The organism is Streptococcus bouchesdurhonensis, from assembly GCF_948472335.1.
Genome location: NZ_CAOKTW010000005.1, coordinates 16,056 through 40,431 on the forward strand (window position 1 = coordinate 16,056; position 24,376 = coordinate 40,431).

The window sequence follows — 24,376 nt, forward strand, 5'->3', positions numbered from 1 at the left end:
CTTAGACGTCCTCCATATCAAATGCGTGTAGTTTCTTGAATGCGATCATAGAGATTGAGATGACAATGATAGAGATAATCAAGGTAACAGCTGCCGCCATTGAGTATTGAGGAGATGTACCTGTTGTCAAACGGTAGATCCATGAGATCAAGATATCGGTTGAACCAGCTCCACCTCCGACACTACCAGGTCCTCCACCATTGAAGAGGTACATGATAGAGAAGTTGTTAAAGTTGAAGGTGTATTGGCTGATCAAAGTAGGTGCCGCAACGGCCAAGATCATTGGGAAAGTGATGTTGCGGAATTTTTGCCAAGCATTGGCACCGTCAATATAAGCTGCTTCGTAAAGGTCGTTAGGAATAGATTGCAAGATACCTAAAGTCAAAACGTAGATGTATGGGAATCCAAGCCAACCTTGCATCATAATCAAGGCAATTTTTGTCCAAGTTGGGTCTGTTTTCCAAGGAATAAGAGCACCATCAAGGAAAGGAAGAAATTTAGCCAAGATTGGCAAGACTTGAGTGTTGATGGCTCCGACACTATCGTTAAACATATTTGAAAATGTCAAAATAGTGATGAAGGCTGGGACAGCCCAAGGAAGAAGGAAAATAACACCAAAGATACGTTTTCCTTTGATAAATGGTTGGTTAGCAATGATAGCTGTGAAGATACCAATCACGATCTGTAAAGTTGAGGCAGATAAAGCCCAGATGATAGTCCAAGAAAGAACGGCACCGAAGGCAGAACGGAAGGTACTCAAACTCCAGATGTTCGTAAAGTTTGTCAAACCAACCCAGTCCAACAATTTGTTTGGTGGCAAGTGTTGGAAGTCGTAGTTGGTAAAGGCGATCATCAAGGTTACGATAACTGGGAAGATGATCGCAAAAGTCATGGCAACATAAGATGGAATGATCAAGAGGTAAGGGAAGCCATTTTCATAGATTCCTTTGACCATTTCTTTAAAGGTAAGTGCTACTGGTATGCCATTATTAATGTGTTTGGCAGTTGTATGTGCATCTTTGATATTTGCGAAATAAAAGAGTACATAAACAACTACAAAGATTAAATGGAAGGCACCACGAATCAGCATAAAGAGGGAATTGTCACGACCTGGTTTATCACCAAGAGTGATGAGATTGCTCAATTCAGGGGCTGCAAGTGCTAGGAAGTAAAGGACAAATACGATGGTTACACCAAGGAAGATAAAACCTTTGGCTTTTTGTTTATTGTAAATCTGTCCTAACCCAGGAATGATAGACAGCAGGGCTGCTTTACTAGGTTGTTGCTTTTCCATAATAACTCCTTTCATAGGATACTGGTTTCTAATTAAAACCCAAACTATATATGTTTTCGATTGATAAATTCAAAGGGGGATTTGATTTCCACCCCCCTTGAACAAATTTTTTATTCACCAAATTTTTGTTTGATTGTTTCTTTGATCAATGTTACAGCGTCGTTAGCAGCTGTTTTCGCATCTTTCTTACCACTTACAGCATCAAAGAGCATATTTTTCGCTGGATCCCAAACTGCAGACATTTGAGAGATGTTTGGCATTGGTTGAGCGTTCTTGAACTGTTTGATAACAGCTGTTGTCAACTCATCGTTTTTACCTTCAGCGTATGAACGAGCCTCAGTGTTAGCTGGGATTTCGTTAGTCTTATCGTATAATACTTTTTGTTGTTCAGTTGAAACAAGGAAGTCTACAAATTTTTGAGAAGCTTCAAGGTTCTTAGTGGCTTGAGGGATGACCCAAGCTTTACCGCCACCAAATGCAGCATATTCTTTTCCGTTTGGAAGAGTTGGGATAGTCGCAACACCGTAGTTTACTTTAGCATCTTTGAAGGCTTGGGCTTTCCAAGGTCCGTCGATGATAGCAGCTGTTTTACCTTCTTGGAAATGAGTTTGGATTAAGTTGCCAGCACCTTCCGTATCTTGCATACCTTTAGGCCATTTTTCATACCAAGATTTAGCGTATTCTATACCTTTGATAGCGCCGTCGTTGGCAAGACCGATGTCTTTAGCATCTTTACCGTTTTGACCGAATACGTAAGCGCCGTTACCAGCAAGAAGTCCGTATGCATAGTAGAAGTTTGTCCAGTCAGCTAGGAAAGCAGAAGTTTTTCCATCTTCACCAGCGAAGGCATATTTGCTATCTTTAGCAAGGTTTTCTAAGTCAGCAAAAGTTTTTGGAGCTTCTTTTATCAAGTCTTTGTTATAGTACATAACAAGTGACTCGATAACGGCAGGAGCACCGTAAACTTTACCATTAGCAGCTGTTACAAGAGATTTAGTTGTGTCGTCTGTTTTAGCACCATCGCTCAATTTCACTTCTGAAAGTTGTCCGTCAGAACCAAGGCTACCTACACGGTCGTATGGAGCCATCATAACATCAGGGACATTACCAGATTGGTTGTCAAGAGAAAGTTTATCAAGACCTCCTAGAGCATCACCAGTTTTAAGAGTGACTTTTACTCCAGTTTCTTTTTCATAAGCTTTAGCAACCTCTTCAATATAGCTCTTATATCCCTCGTCTACATATACAGTGAGTTCTTTCGCTTCAGATGAACCAGAATCAGCAGGCTTATCAGCAGTTTTGCTTCCGCAAGCTACCAAAAGCAAGCTAGCAAGTGTAGCAGTTCCAAGCACAGCAGCGCTCTTCATGAATTTAGATGACATAGTGTATTCCTCCTAAAGAATAACAAATTTTATAATGAGGAAACGCAAACGTTTTCCTTTATGGGACTAGTATAGCACAATCGGAAAGCGGTTGCAAGTGTTTTTTGTAAAAATTTTTAAAAAAATTGTAAAAAAAGTAAACGCTTTATCATCATATAATAGTAGAAAATCCCAAAAATCGGTTTTGCTTTAAATTTAAAAAAAGTTGAGAAAACGATTGCCTAATTTACAAATGGAAAGCAGAGAGGACTCTCACTTTATTTTTGCTTAATGAGATAAGTGAAACCCTTATTCCTATTTTGTTTGTTTCCTGAAAGGATATATATACAAGTAAGAAGAAAAAATTTAAAAAAATAATCAAAAAAGTTATTTAAAACCGCTTGCATTTATCAAGGAAATGAGTTATACTAGTAATAGCGCAAACGTTTGCGTTCATAAAAATGTAATATCTAACTATAAACACATGAGGTGCTTATTATGAAAAAACGTCAAAGTGGTGTGTTGATGCACATTTCTTCTCTTCCAGGGGCATACGGAATCGGATCATTTGGTAAAAGTGCTTACGACTTCGTTGATTTCTTGGTTCGCACAAAACAACGTTACTGGCAAATCCTTCCACTAGGAACAACTAGTTACGGAGACTCTCCTTACCAATCTTTCTCAGCCTTCGCAGGGAACACTCATTTTATCGATTTAGATATCTTGGTGAAACAAGGCTTGTTGCAAGCAAGTGACCTTGAAGGAGTTGACTTTGGTAGTGATGCGTCTGAAGTTGATTATGCGAAAATCTACTATGCACGTCGTCCTCTTTTAGAAAAAGCGGTAAAACGTTTCTTGGAAGTAGGAGATGTTAAGGATTTTGAGAAATTCGCTCAAGACAACCAATCATGGCTTGAACTCTTTGCAGAGTATATGGCTATTAAAGAGCATTTTGACAATCTTGCTTGGACTGAATGGCCAGATGCAGATGCTCGTGCTCGTAAAGCTTCAGCACTTGAAAGCTACCGTGAGCAATTGGCAGACAAGTTGGTTTACCACCGTGTGACTCAATACTTCTTCTTCCAACAATGGTTGAAATTGAAAGCTTACGCTAACGACAACCACATCGAAATCGTTGGGGACATGCCAATCTATGTAGCGGAAGATTCAAGCGATATGTGGGCAAATCCACATCTCTTCAAGACAGATGTCAACGGTAAGGCAACTTGCATCGCAGGATGCCCACCAGATGAGTTTTCTGCAACTGGTCAGCTTTGGGGTAACCCAATCTATGACTGGGAAGCAATGGACAAAGACGGCTACAAATGGTGGATTGAACGCTTGCGTGAAAGCTTCAAAATCTACGACATCGTTCGTATCGACCACTTCCGTGGTTTCGAATCTTACTGGGAAATCCCTGCTGGTTCTGATACAGCAGCACCTGGTGAGTGGGTGAAAGGTCCTGGCTACAAGCTTTTTGCAGCCGTTAAGGAAGAGCTTGGTGAGCTAAACATCATCGCAGAAGACCTTGGTTTCATGACAGACGAAGTTATCGAATTGCGTGAACGTACTGGCTTCCCAGGAATGAAGATTCTTCAATTTGCTTTCAACCCAGAAGATGAAAGTATCGATAGCCCACACTTGGCACCTGCTAACTCAGTTATGTACACAGGAACACACGATAACAATACGGTCCTTGGTTGGTACCGTAACGAGATCGATGATGCGACTCGTGAGTACATGGCGCGCTACACTAACCGTAAAGAATACGAAACAGTGCCACATGCTATGCTTCGTACAGTCTTTTCATCAGTTAGCTTCATGGCAATTGCAACTATGCAAGATTTGCTAGAATTAGATGAGGCGGCTCGTATGAACTTCCCATCTACCCTTGGTGGAAACTGGTCTTGGCGTATGACTGAAGATCAATTGACACCAGCTGTCGAGGAAGGCTTGCTTGACTTGACAACAATCTATCGCCGAATCAATGAAAATTTGGTAGATTTAAAGAAATAATACAATATCAGGAGACACCTTAAACATGTTATCACTACAAGAATTTGTACAAAATCGTTACAATAAAACCATTGCAGAATGTAGCAATGAAGAGCTTTACCTGGCTCTTCTTAACTACAGCAAGCTTGCAAGCAGCCAAAAACCAGTTAACACTGGTAAGAAAAAAGTTTACTACATCTCAGCTGAGTTCTTGATTGGTAAACTCTTGTCAAACAACTTGATCAACCTTGGTCTTTACGACGATGTTAAAAAAGAACTTGCTGCTGCAGGTAAAGACTTGATCGAAGTTGAAGAAGTTGAATTAGAACCCTCTCTTGGTAATGGTGGTTTGGGACGTTTGGCTGCCTGCTTTATCGACTCAATTGCTACTCTTGGTTTGAACGGTGACGGTGTTGGTCTTAACTACCACTACGGTCTTTTCCAACAAGTTCTTAAAAACAACCAACAAGAAACAATTCCAAATGCATGGTTGACAGAGCAAAACTGGTTGGTTCGCTCAAGCCGTAGCTACCAAGTGCCATTCGCTCACTTCACATTGACATCAACTCTTTACGATATCGATGTACCTGGTTACAAGACAGAAACTAAGAACCGCTTGCGTTTGTTTGACTTGGATTCAGTTGATTCTTCTATCATCGAAGATGGTATCAACTTTGATAAGACGGACATCGCTCGCAACTTGACTCTTTTCCTTTACCCAGATGATAGTGACCGTCAAGGTGAATTGCTCCGTATCTTCCAACAATACTTCATGGTTTCAAACGGTGCGCAATTGATCATCGACGAAGCAATCGAAAAAGGAAGCAACTTGCATGACCTTGCTGACTACGCAGTTGTACAAATCAACGATACTCACCCATCAATGGTTATCCCTGAATTAATCCGCCTTTTGACTGCACGTGGTATCGAGCTTGACGAAGCAATCTCAATTGTTCGTAGCATGACTGCCTACACTAACCACACAATCCTTGCTGAAGCCCTTGAAAAATGGCCTCTTGAATTCTTGCAAGAAGTGGTTCCTCACTTGGTACCAATCATTGAAGAATTGGACCGTCGCGTGAAAGCAGAAGTGAAAGATCCAGCTGTTCAAATTATCGATGAGAGCGGACGTGTTCACATGGCTCACATGGATATCCACTACGGATACAGTGTTAACGGGGTAGCAGCACTTCACACTGAAATCTTGAAAAATTCTGAGTTGAAAGCTTTCTACGATCTTTACCCAGAAAAATTCAACAACAAAACAAACGGTATCACTTTCCGTCGTTGGCTCATGCATGCTAACCCAAGCTTGTCTCACTACTTGGATGAGATTCTTGGAGAAGGTTGGCACCATGAAGCAGATGAGCTTGAGAAACTCTTGTCATACGAAGACAAAGCAGCTGTCAAAGAAAAATTGGAAAGCATCAAGGCTCACAACAAACGTAAATTGGCTCGTCACTTGAAAGAACACCAAGGTGTGGAAATCAATCCAAACTCTATCTTTGACATCCAAATCAAACGTCTTCACGAGTACAAACGCCAACAAATGAACGCTTTGTACGTGATCCACAAATACCTTGACATCAAAGCTGGTAACATTCCTGCTCGTCCAATCACAATCTTCTTTGGTGGTAAAGCAGCTCCAGCCTACACAATCGCTCAAGACATCATCCACTTGATCCTTTGCATGTCAGAAGTTATTGCTAACGATCCAGCAGTAGCTCCACACTTGCAAGTCGTTATGGTTGAAAACTACAACGTTACTGCAGCAAGCTTCCTTATCCCAGCATGTGATATCTCAGAACAAATCTCACTTGCTTCTAAAGAAGCTTCAGGTACTGGTAACATGAAATTCATGTTGAACGGAGCTTTGACTCTTGGTACTATGGACGGTGCTAACGTGGAAATCGCTGAGTTGGTTGGCGATGAAAACATCTACATCTTCGGTGAAGATTCAGAAACTGTTATCGACCTTTACGCAAAAGCAGCTTACAAATCAAGCGAATTCTACGCTCGTAAAGCTATCAAACCATTGGTTGACTTCATCGTTAGCGATGCAGTTCTTGCAGCTGGAAACAAAGAGCGCTTGGAACGTCTTTACAATGAATTGATCAACAAAGACTGGTTCATGACTCTTCTTGACTTAGAAGATTACATCAAAGTGAAAGAGCAAATGTTGGCTGACTACGAAGACCGTGACGCATGGTTGGATAAAGTCATCGTTAACATTTCTAAAGCAGGATTCTTCTCATCTGACCGTACAATCGCTCAGTACAACGAAGATATCTGGCATTTGAACTAATACTCTTCGAAAATCTCTTCAAACCACGTCAGCGTCGCCTTGCCGTACTCAAGTACAGCCTGCGGCTAGCTTCCTAGTTTGCTCTTTGATTTTCATTGAGTATAAGATACAAATTTATACTAATACATTTTGTAAAAAAGCGAGTTTCGATTGAAATTCGCTTTTTTTTGAATGCTGTGGATTTGGGTCAATCTTGTCTAAAGATAGGGAAATCCTAGATACAGTGAAGACTTTAAATGCTGGTTTTTACTGTCTTTCATCCTTATGTTTCTTCGTAGTTGAACACCTCATATTTATTGTATTCGCTTACACAAGGTGTTATAATATAATTATAAGAAAGAAGGTGTTTTTATGTGGAAAAAATATTTTTCAAAATATAAATGGACGGATTTATTTTGGATTCTATTTGTTATTTTAACATGCCTCTTGGCGGGTAATAGTAATCTTTACCCCCTTACCCATCAAGAAATCTCTTATCATGGGTGCTTATCGGGAATTACACTTGCCTTATTTCACTTACTATTTATTGATAAGTTTGTTATTTCGAATCGAAAATAAATGGAGAAGCTAAAAGCTTTAAATGTTTTAGACTTTTCGGATAGATAGTTTAAAAATTGAAATTTAAAACCGCAGATCTTTTTGAAATGCGGTTTTTGTGTCAATTATAGTACTTTCCCAACCAGAATCTCAGCTTCAATGGTAATCTCTGTCAGTTGGCTCCAGTCAATCTTGCTCTGGTCGATGTGAAAGAGTAGGGGTGTCATGCTGAGTAGGGCTTGGAGCTGATCTGCTGTGATAGTCTTGGTCAGAGAGGCAGTTTTACTGGATAAGATAGTGAAGTTGTTTTGGAAATGATTTTTGATATCTTGGTTGGAATACTCCTTGTTTGTCAGCTGGTCTTGTACCTTCTGACGGATTTCCTTGAGGTGATTTTCAGTTGGAATAACCTTTATCAAGATGCCGTCTTTGGATAAAACGCGACGAAATTCTCCATAGTTGGCAGGTGAGAAGATATCAAGCAGGATATCCATGCTGGCGTCTTTTATAGGAAGACGAGCCAAGTCACCAACGAACCAATTGACTGCCCAGTTTGGTTCACTCTTGGCAGCGATTTGGACGGAATCTTTGGAAATATCAAAGGCATAGAAAGTTTTTTCAGAGTGACTTTCTTGGAGTTTACGAGAGTAGAAACCTTCACCACAACCGATATCCAAAATTGTTGTGGTAGTTTTTGAGCTTGCAAGCAAGTCAGATACAGCATCTAAAATAGCTTGGTAAAAGCCGGCTTCTAGGATTTGTTGGCGATTTTGAAAGTTTTCCTTGTCGTAGTTGGCAGATTGCTTGATTTGAGGGGCTAGATTGACATAGCCGAATTTCGCCAAGTCAAAAGAATGACGGTTGTAGCACTTGAAACTAGTCTCTAGCAGAGTCAGATTTTCTTGACAGATAGGACAGGCAAAGGCAGTCGCAGAAGCAAAACGCTGAAGTTTAGGTTTGAGATTTGTATTCATAGTTTAAGTGTATCAAAAGAGGCAAATGAAAGCAACTTTAGGAATAAGTAGATGGGAGATTCAGTAGAAATAAAACTAATACTCTTCGAAAATCAAATTCAAACCACGTCAACGTCGCCTTGCCGTACTCAAGTACAGCCTGCGGCTAGTTTCCTAGTTTGCTCTTTGATTTTCATTGAGTATAATTCTCCAATTTATGAAATGACATTGCTTTTATATCTAAATTGCTATATAATAATGATAAGGAGGAAATAAGTATGTTAAAAGAAGTATTAACCGTCGCAAAAGTTGCGAAAAAATCATCACTCTTTTTGGGTGGTGTCGCATTTGGTACCCTTGGTTTGAAAATCTTGGCAAGTAAGGAAGCTAAAAAAGGTTATTCTAAAGCTTTGGCTAAGGCTTATAAGTTAAAAGACGAGCTAGATGCATCTGTTTCTGTTGTGAAGCAACATGGAGACGATGTCTTGCAAGATGCCAAATATTTGTACGAGCAAGAGAAAAAAGAAGAGCAATTAGATAGCCTTATAGGGGAATAATATGTCTTTTAAAGTGCTACATAGAGGATACCAACATATCCGACTATCATCTTCTTTTTCACTCACCTTGGATATTCAAGACTATCTTCGTTCCTTGGCGAGAGATGAAAAGGGGATTGAGTCTATCCAGTTTTACATGGATCAACAGCACTTTACTCTACGCATAAAAGAAGGCTTTTCTGTATTAGATAATGCAGAAGCCTTTTTAAAAAGAATTGATAAAGGGAAAGTTTCTGAGTTGATGACTCTTCCCATTCGTAGAGAAGAGAGTGCTTATTCTATTGTTTCAGGTGCAGCGATTAAGCGTATACTTTTTCGTAGTTTTGTACCGTCTCCTATTCGCTATATATGGACTTGTTATCAGGCTTTTGGCTATATTAGAGAAGCCTATCAAACACTAGCGCGTAAGGAACTAACGATGGAGGTCTTGGACTGTTCGGCGATTTTATTGTCCTTGTTTATGAACCAATCCAAGACAGCTAGCAATATCATGTTTATGCTTGATTTGGGGAATCATTTAGATCAGTGGTCCTTGAAAAAAACTGCAACAGATTTAGAACAAAGCCTTCTTGCAAAAGAGAGCGATGTATTTCTAGTACAGGGGGATACGGTTGTTAGTATCAAGAGTTCCGATGTTCAAATAGGAGATGTCTTGGTCCTATCTCAAGGAAATGAAATTCTGTTTGATGGACAAGTAGTTTCAGGTTTAGGTATGGTCAACGAAAGTTCCTTGACGGGAGAGAGTTTTCCAGTTGAAAAAAGAGAGTCTGATTTAGTTTGTGCAAATACAGTATTAGAAACTGGAGAGTTACGCATTCGTGTAACCGATAATCAGATGAACAGCCGGATTTTACAACTGATTGAGTTGATGAAGAAATCTGAAGAAAACAAGAAAACGAAACAACGCTATTTCATCAAGATGGCGGATAAGGTCGTCAAATATAATTTCTTGGGGGCTGGTCTGACTTACCTATTAACAGGTTCTTTTTCTAAGGCTATTTCTTTCCTATTGGTCGATTTCTCCTGCGCTTTGAAAATCTCTACTCCTGTAGCTTATTTAACAGCTATCAAGGAGGGGTTGAATCGTGAAATGGTGATTAAGGATGGAGATATTCTGGAGAAATATCTGGAAGTTGATACTTTCTTGTTTGATAAGACGGGAACAATCACAACTAGTTATCCTATAGTTGAAAAGGTGTTACCTTTTGGGGACTATAGTGAGGAAGATATTCTCAGAATCAGTGCCTGTCTTGAGGAACACATTTATCATCCTATTGCTAATGCCATCGTCAAGCAAGCTGAGATAGAGGGAATTGAACATGAGGAAATGCATGGGAAACTCCAATATATCGCAAGCAAGGGGATTAAATCTCATATAGATGGGCAACCAGTTCTTATTGGAAATTATGTCTTGATGCAGGATGAGCAAATTCATATCAATTCAGAACAAAATGCTTTAATTGAAGAGTACAAGAGTCACTATAATCTCTTATTCTTGGCTTATCAGAATGAATTGATTGGAATGTTCTGTATTCATACTCCGTTGAGAAAAGAAGCAAAAGCAGCCTTGGAGAAACTTAAGGCACAAGGGAAAAAATTGATTCTGGCAACAGGGGACACCTTGGTTAGAACAGAGGAATTAGTCAAAGATTTGCCCTTTGATCAGGTCCATACAGACTTGAAACCTGATGGGAAATTTGAGCTAGTAGAGGAACTGCAGAAAGCAGGTCACACTATTTTGATGGTTGGAGATGGCTTGAATGACTCAGCTGCTCTAACCCTATCAGATATCGGTGTGGTGATGAATGAGAGTGCAGATATTTCTAAGCAGATGAGCGATATCTTATTGTTAGATAATCGTTTGGATTTCTTCCAAGAGTTGGATTGGCTATCATCATCTTTGCAAACACTCATCAAGAAGAATATTCAAGATACCGTTGTCGTAAATAGTAGTTTGATTGGCTTTGGCTTATTTAATTGGCTCAGTCCTTCAAATCTCTCTATCTTACATAATCTAACAACCTTGCGCATAGTCCTGCGTAGCCTGTCTATTAAGGCTAGATAGATGTGGTTATCAACAACAAAAAGGAGTTACCTTTCTCGAGGTTAACTCCTTTTTTATAGGTAAATGTTGAACAGTTTAGTAAGTCAATACAAAATATTTCTTCTTGCCGCGACGGATAACAGTCAGTTCGTTCTCTAACTTATCAGCGTCACTCAAGACATAGTCAAGGTCTTGGATGCGGTCACCGTTGACGTAGATAGCTCCGTTTTGGACGTCTTCACGGGCTTGGCGTTTTGAGTTGACCACACCAGATGCCACGAGGAGTTCCACGATATTGTGGTTTTCGTCTGCTTGTACTTGGTAGTTTGGTACTCCACGAAGTCCTTGTTTGAGCTCTTTGACAGAAAGGTTTTTGATGTTTCCTGCAAAGAGTTGCTCAGTGATGTTGAGGGCTTCTTTGTAAGCTTCTTCGCCGTGAACAAGTGTTACGACTTCACGAGCCAAGACTTTTTGAGCCAAGCGTTCGTGTGGAGCTGCTTCAAATTGTTTACGGATGTCTTCAATCTCATCAAGTGACAAGAAAGTAAAGATTTTCAAGAAGCGAACAGCGTCAGCGTCCATAACGTTCATCCAGAATTGGTACATTTCGTATGGAGAAGTCTTTTCAGGATTGAGCCAGACTGCGTTTCCTTCTGATTTACCAAATTTCTTACCAGTTGCATCGGTAATCAGTGGTACAGTGATAACGTGACCAGTCTTATCAGCTTTACGACGAAGCAATTCGGTACCAGCTGTCATATTTCCCCACTGGTCAGAACCACCGATTTGAAGGGTAACGTTGTAGTCTTGGTTAAGGACGAAGAAATCGTAACCTTGCATGATTTGGTAGGCAAACTCAGTGTAAGAAATCCCTGTTTCAATCCGTTTTTTCACAGACTCCTTGCTCATCATGTAGTTGACAGTGAAGTATTTTCCGATATCACGGAGGAAGTCAATGAAGCTGATGCTGCCAAACCAGTCGTAGTTGTTGACCATGACAGCCTTGTTTTCGCCATTTTCAAAGTCAAGAAAACGAGAAAGTTGTCCTTGGATAGACTTGACCCAGCCATCTACTGTGTCTTTTGTTTGGAGACTACGTTCAGCATCTTTGAAGGACGGATCTCCAATGAGACCTGTAGCACCGCCAACGAGCGCATAAGGTTTGTGACCTGCTAGTTGCAAGCGACGACTTGTCAAGATTGCGACAAGATGGCCTAGGTGAAGGCTGTCAGCAGTTGGATCGTAGCCAGTATAATAAGAAACTTGACCTTCTTCTAGGGCTCTACGCAAAGCTTCTTCATCAGTCGTTTGAAAAATCAAACCACGCTCTTTTAGCTCATCAAAAATGTGCATGTGTCTTTTCTCCTTTTTAAAAATATTGTTTCTAACTATTGTATCACAAACTTGGGCAATAGCCTAGCAGAATAGGGAAGAAAGTGGCTATTTTATTGAAAGTTTCCCTTTTGTGGTATAATAAATAGAGTGAGGAAATCCATGCAAAATCAAGTAAATGAAATAAAACGAAAAATGCTGGAATTTTTCCAGCTAGTAAAATCAAAAATAAATCATAAAAAATCAGAGAAAGTCTCAGAAGAGAAGAAGTTGGATGGGACAGGTGGGAAAGTTCTGGCTATCCTAGGTAGCATTTTAGTTGTTATCAAGGGAATTTTGAATACTCTCTTTATTCTAGGCTTTATCGGTGGGCTTTTTGGTGCTGGTGTAGCTCTTGGTTATGGAGTTGCTTTGTTTGACAAGGCCAAGGTTCCCCAATCGGAGGACTTGGTCAAGCAGGTTAAAAATATTTCTTCCATCTCAGAAATTGTTTACGCAGATGGGAGTGTCATTGCTTCTATCGAGAGTGATTTACTGAGAACTTCTGTCTCATCTGAGGAAATATCGGACAATCTCAAAAAGGCTATCGTTGCAACTGAGGACGAACATTTTCTTGAACATAATGGGGTTGTGCCAAAAGCTGTGATTCGGGCGACTTTGGGAACCTTTGCAGGTTTGGGCTCATCTAGCGGGGGCTCGACCTTGACCCAACAGTTAATCAAACAACAAGTGGTTGGAGATGCTCCGACTTTGGCTCGTAAGGCTACAGAAATTGTTGATGCCCTTGCCTTGGAACGCAGCATGAGTAAGGATGAAATCTTGACTACTTATCTCAATGTTGCTCCCTTTGGTCGAAATCATAAAGGACAGAATATTGCAGGTGCTCAGCAAGCTGCTGAAGGGATTTTCGGTATCGATGCCAACAAGCTGAGTATTCCCCAAGCTGCCTTCCTAGCAGGTTTGCCACAGAGTCCGATTACTTATTCCCCTTATGAAAATACTGGAGAGTTAAAGAGTGATGAAGACTTAGAACTTGGTTTGAAGCGGGCCAAGGATGTTCTCTACAACATGTACCGTACGGGTGCTCTGACTCAGGAAGAATACGACCAGTACAAGGATTATAATCTCAAGCAAGATTTCTTGCCATCAGGATCTATCAATGTTGTTTCGAGGGATTATCTCTACTTTACAGCTATGGCTGAAGCTACAGATCGCATGTATGATTACTTAGTTCAACAGGACAATGTCTCTAGCCAAGAGTTGAAAAACGAGTCGATTCAAAAGGCTTATCATGAGCGAGCTGAGCAGGAACTAAGTAATGGCGGCTATAAAATCACGACAACGATCAATAAAAAAATCCATAACGCCATGCAAAATGCAGTTGCTAACTACGGTCGTTTGGTAGATGATTCGACTGGGCAGCCTGAAGTAGGGAATGTTTTGATGGACAATAAAACGGGGGCTGTTCTAGGCTTTGTTGGTGGTCGTAATTACCAGACTAACCAAAACAATCACGCCTTCGACACCAAGCGTTCGCCAGCCTCTACAACCAAGCCTTTGTTGGCCTACGGTATTGCCATTGACCAAGGTTTGATGGGAAGCGCTAGTATCTTGTCCAATTATCCGACAAAATTCTCTAATGGAAATCCTATCATGTATGTAAATAGTCCAGGTACAGGCATGATGACCCTAGGTGAAGCCTTGAACTATTCGTGGAATATCCCAGCCTATTGGACCTATCGCATGCTTCGTGAGAAGGGTGTTGATGTCAAGGGTTACATGGAGAAAATGGGTTACGAGATTCCGGAGTACGGTATCGAAAGTCTGCCTATGGGCGGTGGTATTGAAGTCACAGTTGCCCAGCATACCAATGGTTATCAAACAATTGCTAATAACGGTGTTTATCATCAGAAACATGTGATTGCTAAGATTGAATCACCTGACGGTAGAGTAATCTATGAATTCCAAGACAAACCAGTTCAAGTGTACTCGAAGGCAACGGCAACAATTATGCAGAGTTTGCTTCGTGAGGTGATTTCATCTCGGATCACTTCAAGTTTCCAAACGGATTTGGCTTCTATCAATTCAAGCTTAGCTCGTGCAGACTGGATTGGTAAGACTGGTACAACTAATGAAGATGAAAATATGTGGCTCATGCTGTCAACACCAAGATTGACTCTAGGTGGTTGGCTAGGGCATGATGACAACCGCCCGATGGCTAAGGGGGCTGGGCATTATCGAAATGCCAAATATATGGCTTACTTGGTCAATGCTATCCAACAGGCTGAGCCTGGTGTTTGGGGCAATGAACGCTTTAATCTTGATTCTAGTGTGACCCAATCTCAGGTCCTCAAATCTACAGGGCAAAAGCCGGGCAAAGTATCCGTTAATGGAAAAACGGTGGATCTTTCAGGGGCTACTGTAACGAGTTATTGGGCTAATAAGGCGGGAGCTCCTACGACAAGCTATCACTTTGCTATTGGAGGAAGTGAAGCAGATTACCAAAATGCTTGGTCAAGTATTATTGGTAGTTTCTCATCTACACCAAGTTCAAGTAGTAGTTCTAGCAGTACATCAAGTTCATCATCTACACAACCAAATAGTAGAAGATAGGAAAGTGGCATTGATTGCCACTTTTTTCTTTTTTCCTTTCGTGTTACAATAAAGGTATGAATCAGTATCAGAAAAAGATTGTTAAAGGAACTATTTATTCGCTCCTATCCGGCTTAATCTGGGGAATCTGTGGAATTTTAGGAGAATATTTCTTTACTCATTATCAAGTGTCCTCTGGCTGGATTACCTCTATGCGTTTGACACTGGCAGGGAGTCTTGTGCTCATTTGGTCTGCAGTGCAATTAAAATCGCAAGTGCTAGATATTTGGCGAGATAAGAAAAATTACCTACCCTTTTTAGCCTATGCTATTTTGGGGATTTTTTCAGTTCAGTATTTTTTCTACCTCTGCGTAGAATATTCTAATGCAGCGACAGCAACTATTTTACAGTTTATTAGCCCTGTCTTTATCCTCTTTTACAATCGCTTGGTTTATCAAAAACGAGCGTCAAAAAGTGCTATTCTTTATGTTTTGGTTGCCATGTTGGGTGTTTGCCTGATGGCGACAAAGGGAGATCTCTCTCAATTATCCATGACACCACTAGCACTTGTGACGGGTTTGCTGAGTGCCATGGGGGTCATGTTTAATGTTATCTTACCTCAACCTTTTGCGAAGCGTTATGGTTTTGTTCCCACGGTTGGGTGGGGGATGATTTTGGCAGGTTTGTTTAGCAATGTCCTTTCCCCTGTTTACAAGCTCTCCTTTACTCCTGATATTTGGAGTATCTTGATTTGTCTCATTATTGCTTTCTTTGGGACAGCTTTTGCTTTTTTTATTTCCATGAAGGCTGTGTCCTTGGTTTCTCCTTTGGTGGTTTCCGTTATTAGTGCCAGTGAACCTCTCTCTTCTGCCCTTTTGAGTGTTTTATTTTTAGGTTTAGTAGTGGATTGGTCCCTTCTTCTAGCTATGGCCTTGATTATTTTACCTATGATTTTCCTATCGGTAGAAGAAGCGAAAGAAAGTAAATAAAAAGTCTTTTCTTAATTCTAAAAGTGTGCTATACTAGAATAGTCAATAAAACACGGGGAGATAGTTGTGAAGAGTGTTTTTAGGTTGTATCGGTAGGGGCTTGCTTTTACCGACAGCACGTTTTATCTCACATCCCTAAAAATCATACCTAAAAACAAACAAAAAGGCTTCAAATTTGAGGCCTTTTTTGGTAGAATAGGTATCATTAAAATGAACTAGGAGGCGCCTATGACTGCTACAAAAATGAACGCTCAAGAAATTATCCAATTTATCGCCAATGCTAAAAAGAAAACCAGTGTGAAAGTAACCTTTGAGGGACAACTCGCAACTGCTGTACCAAGCTCTGTTGTCAAACTAGGGAATGTCCTATTTGGAGACTGGAAAGATGTGGCTCCGCTTCTCGATGGTTTGGTAGAAAACCAAGACTATGTTGTTGAGCAAGACGCTCGTAATTCTGCAGTTCCCTTGCTAGACAAACGTGCTATCAACGCTCGTATCGAGCCAGGTGCTATTATCCGTGACCAAGTTGAAATTGGAGACAATGCTGTTATCATGATGGGGGCTGTTATCAATATCGGTGCTGAAATTGGTGCAGGAACTATGATTGACATGGGTGCCATCCTTGGTGGCCGTGCTATCGTTGGGAAAAACAGTCACGTTGGTGCAGGTGCGGTTCTTGCAGGTGTGATTGAGCCAGCTAGCGCAGAACCAGTCCGTGTTGGAGACAATGTTCTCATCGGTGCCAATGCAGTAGTTATCGAAGGGGTCCAAATCGGTAGTGGTTCAGTTGTTGCAGCAGGAGCTATTGTTACCCAAGATGTCCCAGAAAACGTGGTGGTAGCAGGTGTTCCAGCTCGCATTATCAAAGAGATTGATGCCCAAACCCAACAAAAAACAGCGCTAGAGGATGCGCTTCGTACCTTATAATTGTAAAAGTAATAAAGAGGCGGAACCCTTCTTCCAGCCTCTTTCTGCTATATCGGAGGATAGATAGATGTTAGATTTGATTCAGACTAGACGAGATTTGCACCAGATTCCAGAGATTGGCTTGGAGGAGTTCAAGACTCATGCTTATTTGCTGGATGTGATTGAAAAATTGACTGCGGGCAAGGAGTTTGTTCAAGTTCGTACTTGGCGGACAGGTATTTTGGTTTACTTGCAGGGAAGTCAGCCAGAGCGGACCATTGGTTGGCGAACAGACATTGATGGTCTGCCTATCGTCGAACAAACAGGACTTCCTTTCGCTTCTCAGCACCAAGGTCGTATGCACGCTTGTGGCCATGATTTCCACATGACTATTGCCTTGGGCTGCCTTGAGCGAGCCCTTGAGGAGCAACCAAAGAACAATCTGCTCTTTTTGTTTCAGCCTGCTGAAGAAAATGAAGCTGGTGGCATGCTCATGTATGAGGATGGCGCTTTTGGAGACTGGTTGCCAGACCAGTTTTATGGCCTTCATGTTAGGCCAGATTTGAAGGTTGGTCAGATTGCGACCAATACTCATACACTCTTTGCAGGGACTTGTGAGGTGAAGATTCGTTTCAAAGGCAAAGGTGGCCACGCAGCCTTTCCACATGAAGCCAATGACGCTTTGGTGGCTGCTAGTTACTTTGTGACCCAGGTGCAGTCAGTTGTCAGCCGCAATGTCAACCCAATCGAGGGAGCAGTGGTGACCTTTGGAGTTTTCCAAGCTGGAACAACCAATAATGTCATCACAGACACAGCCTTTTTGCATGGAACTATTCGGGCTTTGACACAGGACATGAGTCTCTTGGTGCAAAAGCGGGTCAAAACAGTTGCAGAAGGGGTTGCAGCTGCCTTCGATATGGAAGTCGAAGTGGAACTCAAACAAGGTGGATACCTGCCTGTTGAGAACAATCCAGCCTTGGCGCGTGAACTAATGAATTTCTTTGAAGAAAAAGAGGGAATCGAGCTGATTGATATCGAACCTGCTATGACAGGTGAGGACTTTGGTTATCTCCTTTCAAAGGTTAATGGTGTTATGTTTTGGCTAGGTATCGATAGTCCCTACGCCCTTCATCACCCTCAGATGAGTCCCAAGGAAGAGGCATTAGCTATTGGGGTGGATGCGGTCTCTAGTTTCCTGAAAAAGAAGGCAGCAGAGTAGAGGGGTTGTCTATGAAATCGGAATTACGGAAGCAAGTCTTACAAGAAATGAAGGCTTTATCTCGAGAGCAAAAACAGTTTATAGACCAAGCTTTAACTGAGCGACTTTTACAACACCCCTTTTACCAAGAAGCCGAGGTCATCGCAACCTATCTTTCTTTTTCTCATGAGTTTCAAACGCAGGAACTGATTGAGCAGGCGCTGAAGGACGGCAAGAAGGTTCTGATACCCAAAACCTATCCCAAGGGGCGCATGGACTTTGTGGTCTATGATCCACAGCAGTTGGTAAAAACTTCCTTTGGATTACTGGAACCACAGGGAGATTTGGAAGTAGTGGATGCTTCTCAGATTGATTTGATTCATGTTCCTGGTCTGGCTTTTACGACGGAAGGATATCGGATTGGATACGGTGGAGGTTATTATGACCGCTATCTGGAACATTTTTCTGGTCATACTTTGAGTACGGTTTATCCTTGTCAAATTCAGGACTTTATCTCTGAAAATCATGATATTCCTGTTCAGGAGGTACTGATTGATGAAGGAAATCTTTGATAGACGTTACCCTGTGACGAGTTTCTTTCTCTTAGTGACGGCCTTGGTATTTCTACTAATGTTGGTGAGCACAGGCGGAAACTTTGACAGGGCAGACACATTATTTCGACTTGGAGCTATGTATGGACCAGCTATTCGCCTCTTTCCTGAGCAGATTTGGCGTCTCTTTTCTGCCATTTTTGTTCATATTGGTTGGGAGCATTTCATTGTTAATATGCTTTCGCTCTATTATCTTGGTAGGCAAGTAGAGGAAATTTTCGGATCCAAGAAGTTTTTCTTTCTCTATCTTTTATCAGGAATGATGGGTAATCTCTTTGTTTTTGTATTTAGTCCAAAATCCTTAGCAGCAGGAGCCTCTACCTCTCTTTATGGGCTATTTGCTGCAATTATTGTTCTTCGCTATGCAACGCGTAATCCTTATATCCAGCAGTTGGGCCAATCCTATCTGACACTTTTTGTGGTTAACATTATTGGAAGTGTTCTGATTCCAGGAATCAGCCTAGCAGGTCATATCGGGGGAGCAGTTGGTGGAGTATTTCTAGCAATTATCTTTCCAGTTCAAGGAGAAAGACGGATGTATAGCGCTAGTCAGAGACTGGTAGCGTTAGTGTTGTTCGTAGGACTCGCAGTGTTACTTTTCTATAAGGGAATGGGGATGTGAAGAAGTTGGAAGACAATTTGTGTAATGAAAAAAGATAAGGCATTTCGAACCTTATCTTTTTTGTTTTATTCCTTCTCAGCCAATTTTTTTCCTAGTTGGATGAGGTAATCTTTCAAGTCATCTTTGACTTGTGGGTGTTTGAGGGCGTAGTCAATAGATGTTTTCACAAAGCCAAACTTATCCCCAACGTCGTAACGAGCTCCTGTAAATTCACGGGCGAAAACACGTTGTGTTTTATTAAGCGTATCAATAGCGTCGGTAAGCTGGATTTCATTTCCAGCACCGGGAGCTTGATTTTCGAGGATCTCAAAAATTTCTGGTGTGAGCAGGTAACGTCCGATGATTGCCAAATCACTTGGAGCATCTTCTGGAGCTGGTTTTTCAACGAAAGTTTCGACACTGTAGAGACCATTAATCCCTTCACCCTGAGGAGCTATAACTCCATATGCTGAAACGTCTTCATGAGGGACAGGCATAACAGCAATTGTTGATGCGTGAGTTGTCTCGTAATCATTCATCAATTGTTTTGTCAAAGGTACAGCATGGTCATCTGTGATATCCATTAGGTCATCACCAAGCATGACAACGAAGGGCTCATTCCCTACAAAAGCTTTGGCTTGTAAGACAGCATCTCCAAGCCCACGAGGATGGCTTTGACGGATAAAGTGAAGGCGAATGCCAGTTGTTTCGTCTACCAATTTTAGCAAGTCATGTTTGCCTTTTTCTTTGAGGTTATATTCAAGCTCAAAGTTTGAGTCAAAGTGGTCTTCAATAGAACGTTTTGATTTACCAGTGACAACCAGAATATCTTCAATGCCTGATTTAAGAGCTTCTTCTACGATAAACTGGATAGTTGGTTTATCTACAATTGGCAACATTTCTTTGGCAAGGGCCTTGGTTGCTGGTAAAAATCGAGTTCCTAGTCCAGCGGCAGGAATGACTGCTTTTCTAACTTTCAGTGCCATAATAATCCTTTCTATAGAGGGTTAAGACCACTCATTTTCTGCTTTAAATTCATTGTTCATGATGTCATAAATGGCATCTTTGATATTGGTTCTGTTGTAGATAACTTGGTAAATGGCTTGTGTAATGGGCATATAGACTCCAAGTTCTTGCGCTAGTTCATAGGCTGCTCGAGTCGTTGAAATACCTTCAATTACCATGCCCATGTTGGCTTCGATATCAGCTAGGGATTCTCCACGACCAAGGGCATCGCCAGCTCTCCAGTTACGAGAGTGGATGGAGGTTCCCGTTACAATCAAATCTCCCACACCAGATAAGCCACTATAGGTCAACGGACTGGCACCGAGTGCCACCCCTAGGCGGGTAATTTCTGCCAGTCCTCGAGCGATGATGGCCGCCTTGGCATTGTCACCAAATCCCAAACCATGTAAAGCTCCGGCACCGACAGCAATAATATTTTTAAGAGCACCAGCAGTTTCAACTCCAATAACATCCGTATTGGTATAAAGTCGGAAGTAGTGATTGCTAAAGAGCTCCTGAACGTATTGAGCTGTTTGTAAATCTTTAGAAGCAGCAGTGATTAGAGTCAGGTCACGCACAATGGTCTCTTCTGCATGGCTAGGCCCTGAAACAACGACGATATCACTGCGGAGCTGTTCAGGAATTTCTTCTTCAAGGATGGATGATAATCGTTTATGGCTATCGGGTTCTAATCCCTTTGATGCGTGCATGATGATAGCCTTATGGTCCAGGGTTTGTGCAGCTTGTTGGGCAACAAGTCGTGTCACTTTTGTTGGGACAACAAACAAAATCGCATCCACATCTTTCAGTGCCTCTGCTAAGTCAGTGTAGGCAATGATTTTGTCATCTAGAACGACATCTTTAAAGTAATGTTTATTAGTATGGTGTGTATTAATTTCATTGATTTGTTCGGGAATATTTCCCCAGATACGTACCTCGTGTCCATTGTCATTTAAGACTTGTGAAAGGGCAGTCCCCCAAGAACCAGGCCCCAAGATGGCGACGGTTTGTTTTTTCATGTTTTCCTCCTTGATAGAGTTATCTCTTTTATTTTACCACATTCTAGGGGATTTTGCACTTGCATTGCTGGGGGAGTGGTAGCTTTGTTGCTTGAAAAATATATCAAAACCGAGCCTAAGTATAAAACTCTTAGTCTCGGTTTTGATATTCCTTAAAGAATAGTTGGGTTTATTTCAATTGATCTGTAATGTCTTTTGATAATAACATTCCCAAATGATAAGTTTTATTGATATATGCAATGACATCATTGATATTTTCAGTCGTATGAATTTTTTCTTTGATGTTAGACCTGAATGTTTCATCCTTTAAAAGTTGTTCTTGGTAGAGTTTTTGCAGTCTCTCCTTCTCGTACTTATTGAGCAGAAAAAGGAAAATCAAGCTAATCACAACGAGGACATAAGCATATTGGCTCATAGGAAATCTCCCTGTATGATAAAGAAGTAGTAGTGAATAAATCGATTTAGTGGATCTAAAATAGCAGAACAAGTCAGCAAAACGTGATAAGATTTTTGATAGACCTCTAAACCAAAATCCGTATAGGATTTGGTCTTAGTTACTTAGATTGCTTTACAATCAAGTAATTAAAAGATTACGACATGAACCTAACCAAATCGATATTATTTGGTTAGATGAATTGGTGAAGCGTTTAGACAATTCGTATTGGTTACGACGTAAAGAAACATAAATCGATAATATTTATGTTTCTTTACTAGTGAAGCACCTAGCCAAATCCCTGATAGGATTTGGCGTTAGTTACTTAGATTGCTTTGCAATCAAGTAACTTTGGTGATTTACATCTTCTCAGGCGCTTCTACTCCAAGCAAGCGAAGGGCTTCTTTTAGAACGACTGCGGTTGCGTAGCTGAGGGCTAAACGGCTGTCGCGCTCAGGATTTTCGTCTAGGATACGTGTATGTGCATAGTACTTGTTAAAGGCTTGAGCCAGGCTAATTGCAAATTTAGCAATGATAGAAGGTTCAAAGTTATCCGCCGCACGGTTGATAATACGTGGGAAGTCTTGGATGAGTTTGATGATTTCCCAGCTTTCAGCATCATTCAAGCTATAGTTGCCAGCTGTTTCTGGTTTGAAATCCGCTTTGCGTAAGATAGATTGGATACGAGCGTAGGCGTATTGAACGTAAGGTCCAGTTTCACCCTCGAAGGATACCATAGCCTCTAGGTCGAAGTCGTATCCATTTGTACGGTCGGTCTTAAGGTCATAGAATTTAATGGCTCCAACCCCAACAGCATGCGCTACCTGGTCTTTGTTTTCTAGTTCAGGATTTTTAGCCTCGATTTGGGCCTTGGCACGGCTAATAGCCTCTGCAACAGTAGGCTCTAGCAAGATGACATTCCCTTTACGAGTAGAGAGTTTTTTCCCTTCTTTTGTAACCAAACCAAAAGGAACATGAGTAATGTCTTCACTCCAGCCGTAGCCCATTTCTTTCAAGACAGCTTTGAGTTGTTTAAAGTGGGCAGATTGTTCTTGACCAACAACGTAGATAGATTTAGCAAATTGGTATTCGTTTTTACGGTAAAGGGCTGCAGCCAAGTCACGTGTAATATAGAGAGTTGCTCCATCAGATTTCTTGATGAGTGCAGGATGTTCAATTCCGTATTTCTCAAGATTCACAACTTGGGCACCTTCTGATTCAACAAGAAGGCCTTTTTCAGAAAGAATATCTACAACTGCATCCATCTTATCGTTGTAGAAGGCTTCTCCGTTGTAGCTGTCAAATTCGACTTGCAATTCATTGTAAAGGCGGTTAAATTCCACCAAACTTTCATCACGGAACCATTGCCAAAGTGCAAGAGCTTCCTCGTCTCCATTTTCAAGTTTACGGAACCATTCGCGTGCTTCTTCATCCAAGCTAGGGTCATTTTCAGCCTCAGCGTTGATGCGGACATAGAGTTTAAGAAGTTCATCGATTGGATGAGCTTTTACAGCTTCTTCGTCGCCCCATTTTTTGTAGGCAACAATCAACATCCCAAACTGTTTACCCCAGTCTCCCAAATGGTTGACCTTGACCGTTTGATAACCGATTTTTTGGAAAATATGTGACAAGCTATCTCCGATAACAGTTGAGCGTAGGTGACCAATAGAAAATGGTTTAGCGATATTGGGACTAGACATGTCGATAACAACATTTTCTTGTTTGCCAATAGTTTGGTCAGCATAGTGTTCTTTTTCAGTGATAACAGCTTGCAATACTTGAGCAGAAATGGCAGATTTATCAAGGAAAAAATTGACGTAAGGTCCTGTTGCAACAACCTTTTCAAAGGCTTGGCTGTTAATTTTTTCAGCCAGTTCAGCAGCAATCATTTGAGGTGCTTTACGTTCGACTTTTGCAAGAGAAAAAGCAGGGAAAGCAATGTCTCCCATTTCTGAGTTTTTAGGGGTTTCCAGTAAATTTAAAATAGCCTCTTGGTCCAGGCTATCAATGATGCTAGCCAATTCGCTAGCAATCAATTCTTTTGTATTCATTAAGAGCTCCTTTTTGGACTTTTCTACTATTTTATCACAATTTTAAAGAAAGAAGAAAAAATTTTTGAAATCTCCTATTTTTTTGGTATAATATAGTTATAAAATTAGTTATAAATATGCATATAAGAGGATTTTATGAGAAAAAGAGATCGTCATCAGTTAATAAAAAAAATGATTACTGAGGAGAAATTAAGTACACAAAAAGAAATTCAAGATCGGTTGGAGGCGCACAATGTCTTTGTGACGCAGACAACTCTATCTCGAGATTTGCGCGAAATCGGCTTGACCAAGGTCAAGAAAAATGATATGGTGTATTATGTACTAGCAAATGAGACAGAAAAGATTGATTTGGTTGAATTTTTGTCTCATCATTTAGAAGGTGTTGCAAGAGCAGAGTTTACCTTGGTACTTCATACCAAATTGGGAGAAGCCTCTGTTTTGGCAAATATTGTAGATGCAAACAAGGATGAATGGATTTTAGGAACAGTTGCTGGTGCCAATACCTTATTGGTTATTTGTCGAGACCAGCACGTTGCCAAACTCATGGAAGATCGTTTGCTAGATTTGATGAAAGATAAGTAAGGTCTTGAGAG

Annotated in this window: 20 protein-coding genes; 12 read left to right on the forward strand and 8 right to left on the reverse strand. The window is 41.0% G+C overall.

Translation table 11 applies throughout. The annotated features are described in order from the left end of the window. Position 1: 1 nt before the first annotated feature. Both QMQ21_RS09200 and QMQ21_RS09205 read right to left on the reverse strand, forming a co-directional pair. Positions 2-1,294: a sugar ABC transporter permease gene (locus QMQ21_RS09200; protein WP_247933626.1), complete on the reverse strand. Its 1,293-nt coding sequence runs from the start codon at positions 1,292-1,294 to the stop codon at positions 2-4. Between the two features lie 110 nt (positions 1,295-1,404). Beyond that, positions 1,405-2,676 carry a maltodextrin ABC transporter substrate-binding protein gene (locus QMQ21_RS09205; RefSeq protein WP_261814334.1) on the reverse strand — a complete coding sequence of 424 codons (1,272 nt, stop codon included), beginning with the start codon at positions 2,674-2,676 and terminating at the stop codon, positions 1,405-1,407. 477 nt (positions 2,677-3,153) lie between these two features. Between QMQ21_RS09205 and malQ the strand changes: the two genes are divergently transcribed. From malQ to QMQ21_RS09220, 3 genes are all read left to right on the forward strand, one after another. Then, positions 3,154-4,671: a 4-alpha-glucanotransferase gene (gene malQ / locus QMQ21_RS09210; RefSeq protein WP_125443454.1), complete on the forward strand. Its 1,518-nt coding sequence runs from the start codon at positions 3,154-3,156 to the stop codon at positions 4,669-4,671. A 25-nt stretch (positions 4,672-4,696) separates the two neighbouring features. Further along, positions 4,697-6,955: a glycogen/starch/alpha-glucan family phosphorylase gene (gene glgP, locus QMQ21_RS09215; RefSeq protein WP_125443453.1), complete on the forward strand. Its 2,259-nt coding sequence runs from the start codon at positions 4,697-4,699 to the stop codon at positions 6,953-6,955. A 351-nt stretch (positions 6,956-7,306) separates the two neighbouring features. After that, positions 7,307-7,513 carry a membrane protein gene (locus tag QMQ21_RS09220; RefSeq protein WP_045606609.1) on the forward strand — a complete coding sequence of 69 codons (207 nt, stop codon included), beginning with the start codon at positions 7,307-7,309 and terminating at the stop codon, positions 7,511-7,513. A 104-nt stretch (positions 7,514-7,617) separates the two neighbouring features. Here the strand turns inward: QMQ21_RS09220 and QMQ21_RS09225 are convergent, their stop codons facing one another. After that, on the reverse strand, positions 7,618-8,466 hold the full coding sequence (locus tag QMQ21_RS09225; RefSeq protein ID WP_049492628.1) for a putative RNA methyltransferase: 849 nt from the start codon (positions 8,464-8,466) through the stop codon (positions 7,618-7,620). A 257-nt stretch (positions 8,467-8,723) separates the two neighbouring features. On the opposite strand from QMQ21_RS09225, the gene QMQ21_RS09230 reads away from it, so the two are divergent. Continuing rightward, a complete protein-coding gene (locus QMQ21_RS09230; protein WP_000910909.1) occupies positions 8,724-9,002 on the forward strand; it encodes a DUF6110 family protein in 279 nt (92 codons plus the stop codon). Between the two features lies 1 nt (position 9,003). Continuing rightward, complete coding sequence (locus QMQ21_RS09235) at positions 9,004-11,067, forward strand: heavy metal translocating P-type ATPase (RefSeq protein ID WP_261814335.1); 2,064 nt, start codon at positions 9,004-9,006, stop codon at positions 11,065-11,067. 75 nt (positions 11,068-11,142) lie between these two features. Here the strand turns inward: QMQ21_RS09235 and tyrS are convergent, their stop codons facing one another. After that, positions 11,143-12,399 carry a tyrosine--tRNA ligase gene (tyrS, locus tag QMQ21_RS09240; protein ID WP_033685316.1) on the reverse strand — a complete coding sequence of 419 codons (1,257 nt, stop codon included), beginning with the start codon at positions 12,397-12,399 and terminating at the stop codon, positions 11,143-11,145. Between the two features lie 141 nt (positions 12,400-12,540). Here tyrS and pbp1b point away from each other — a divergent pair, with 141 nt between their 5' ends. The 6 genes from pbp1b to QMQ21_RS09270 all read left to right on the forward strand — a co-directional run bounded on the left by pbp1b (position 12,541) and on the right by QMQ21_RS09270 (position 19,296). Then, positions 12,541-14,991 carry a penicillin-binding protein PBP1B gene (pbp1b, locus tag QMQ21_RS09245; RefSeq protein WP_261814336.1) on the forward strand — a complete coding sequence of 817 codons (2,451 nt, stop codon included), beginning with the start codon at positions 12,541-12,543 and terminating at the stop codon, positions 14,989-14,991. Positions 14,992-15,047: 56 nt separating this feature from the next. Next, positions 15,048-15,959, forward strand: coding sequence for a DMT family transporter (locus QMQ21_RS09250; RefSeq protein ID WP_261814337.1), 912 nt, complete (start codon positions 15,048-15,050; stop codon positions 15,957-15,959). A gap of 228 nt (positions 15,960-16,187) precedes the next feature. Beyond that, complete coding sequence (gene dapD / locus QMQ21_RS09255) at positions 16,188-16,886, forward strand: 2,3,4,5-tetrahydropyridine-2,6-dicarboxylate N-acetyltransferase (protein ID WP_247928083.1); 699 nt, start codon at positions 16,188-16,190, stop codon at positions 16,884-16,886. A 67-nt stretch (positions 16,887-16,953) separates the two neighbouring features. Further along, positions 16,954-18,084, forward strand: a complete 1,131-nt coding sequence (locus QMQ21_RS09260) for an N-acetyldiaminopimelate deacetylase (protein ID WP_261099753.1) — start codon at positions 16,954-16,956, stop codon at positions 18,082-18,084. 11 nt (positions 18,085-18,095) lie between these two features. Beyond that, complete coding sequence (locus QMQ21_RS09265) at positions 18,096-18,635, forward strand: 5-formyltetrahydrofolate cyclo-ligase (protein WP_045610951.1); 540 nt, start codon at positions 18,096-18,098, stop codon at positions 18,633-18,635. Beyond that, positions 18,619-19,296 carry a rhomboid family intramembrane serine protease gene (locus tag QMQ21_RS09270; RefSeq protein WP_261814338.1) on the forward strand — a complete coding sequence of 226 codons (678 nt, stop codon included), beginning with the start codon at positions 18,619-18,621 and terminating at the stop codon, positions 19,294-19,296. Before QMQ21_RS09265 ends, QMQ21_RS09270 begins: the two co-directional genes overlap by 17 nt. A 65-nt stretch (positions 19,297-19,361) precedes the next feature. On the opposite strand, the gene galU is transcribed toward QMQ21_RS09270, so the two are convergent. The 4 genes from galU to argS form a co-directional block, all read right to left on the reverse strand. Beyond that, a complete protein-coding gene (gene galU, locus QMQ21_RS09275) occupies positions 19,362-20,261 on the reverse strand; it encodes a UTP--glucose-1-phosphate uridylyltransferase GalU (RefSeq protein WP_261814339.1) in 900 nt (299 codons plus the stop codon). Positions 20,262-20,282: 21 nt separating this feature from the next. After that, the gene (locus tag QMQ21_RS09280; protein WP_261814340.1) at positions 20,283-21,299 is read right to left on the reverse strand and encodes an NAD(P)H-dependent glycerol-3-phosphate dehydrogenase; all 1,017 of its coding nucleotides are present in this window, start codon (positions 21,297-21,299) and stop codon (positions 20,283-20,285) included. A 169-nt stretch (positions 21,300-21,468) separates the two neighbouring features. After that, positions 21,469-21,714, reverse strand: a complete 246-nt coding sequence (locus QMQ21_RS09285; protein WP_261814341.1) for a hypothetical protein — start codon at positions 21,712-21,714, stop codon at positions 21,469-21,471. Between the two features lie 377 nt (positions 21,715-22,091). Next, positions 22,092-23,783, reverse strand: coding sequence for an arginine--tRNA ligase (gene argS, locus QMQ21_RS09290; protein WP_261814342.1), 1,692 nt, complete (start codon positions 23,781-23,783; stop codon positions 22,092-22,094). 135 nt (positions 23,784-23,918) lie between these two features. On the opposite strand from argS, the gene argR reads away from it, so the two are divergent. After that, on the forward strand, positions 23,919-24,365 hold the full coding sequence (argR, locus tag QMQ21_RS09295) for an arginine repressor (protein WP_001231476.1): 447 nt from the start codon (positions 23,919-23,921) through the stop codon (positions 24,363-24,365). The last annotated feature ends 11 nt before the right edge of the window (positions 24,366-24,376 follow it).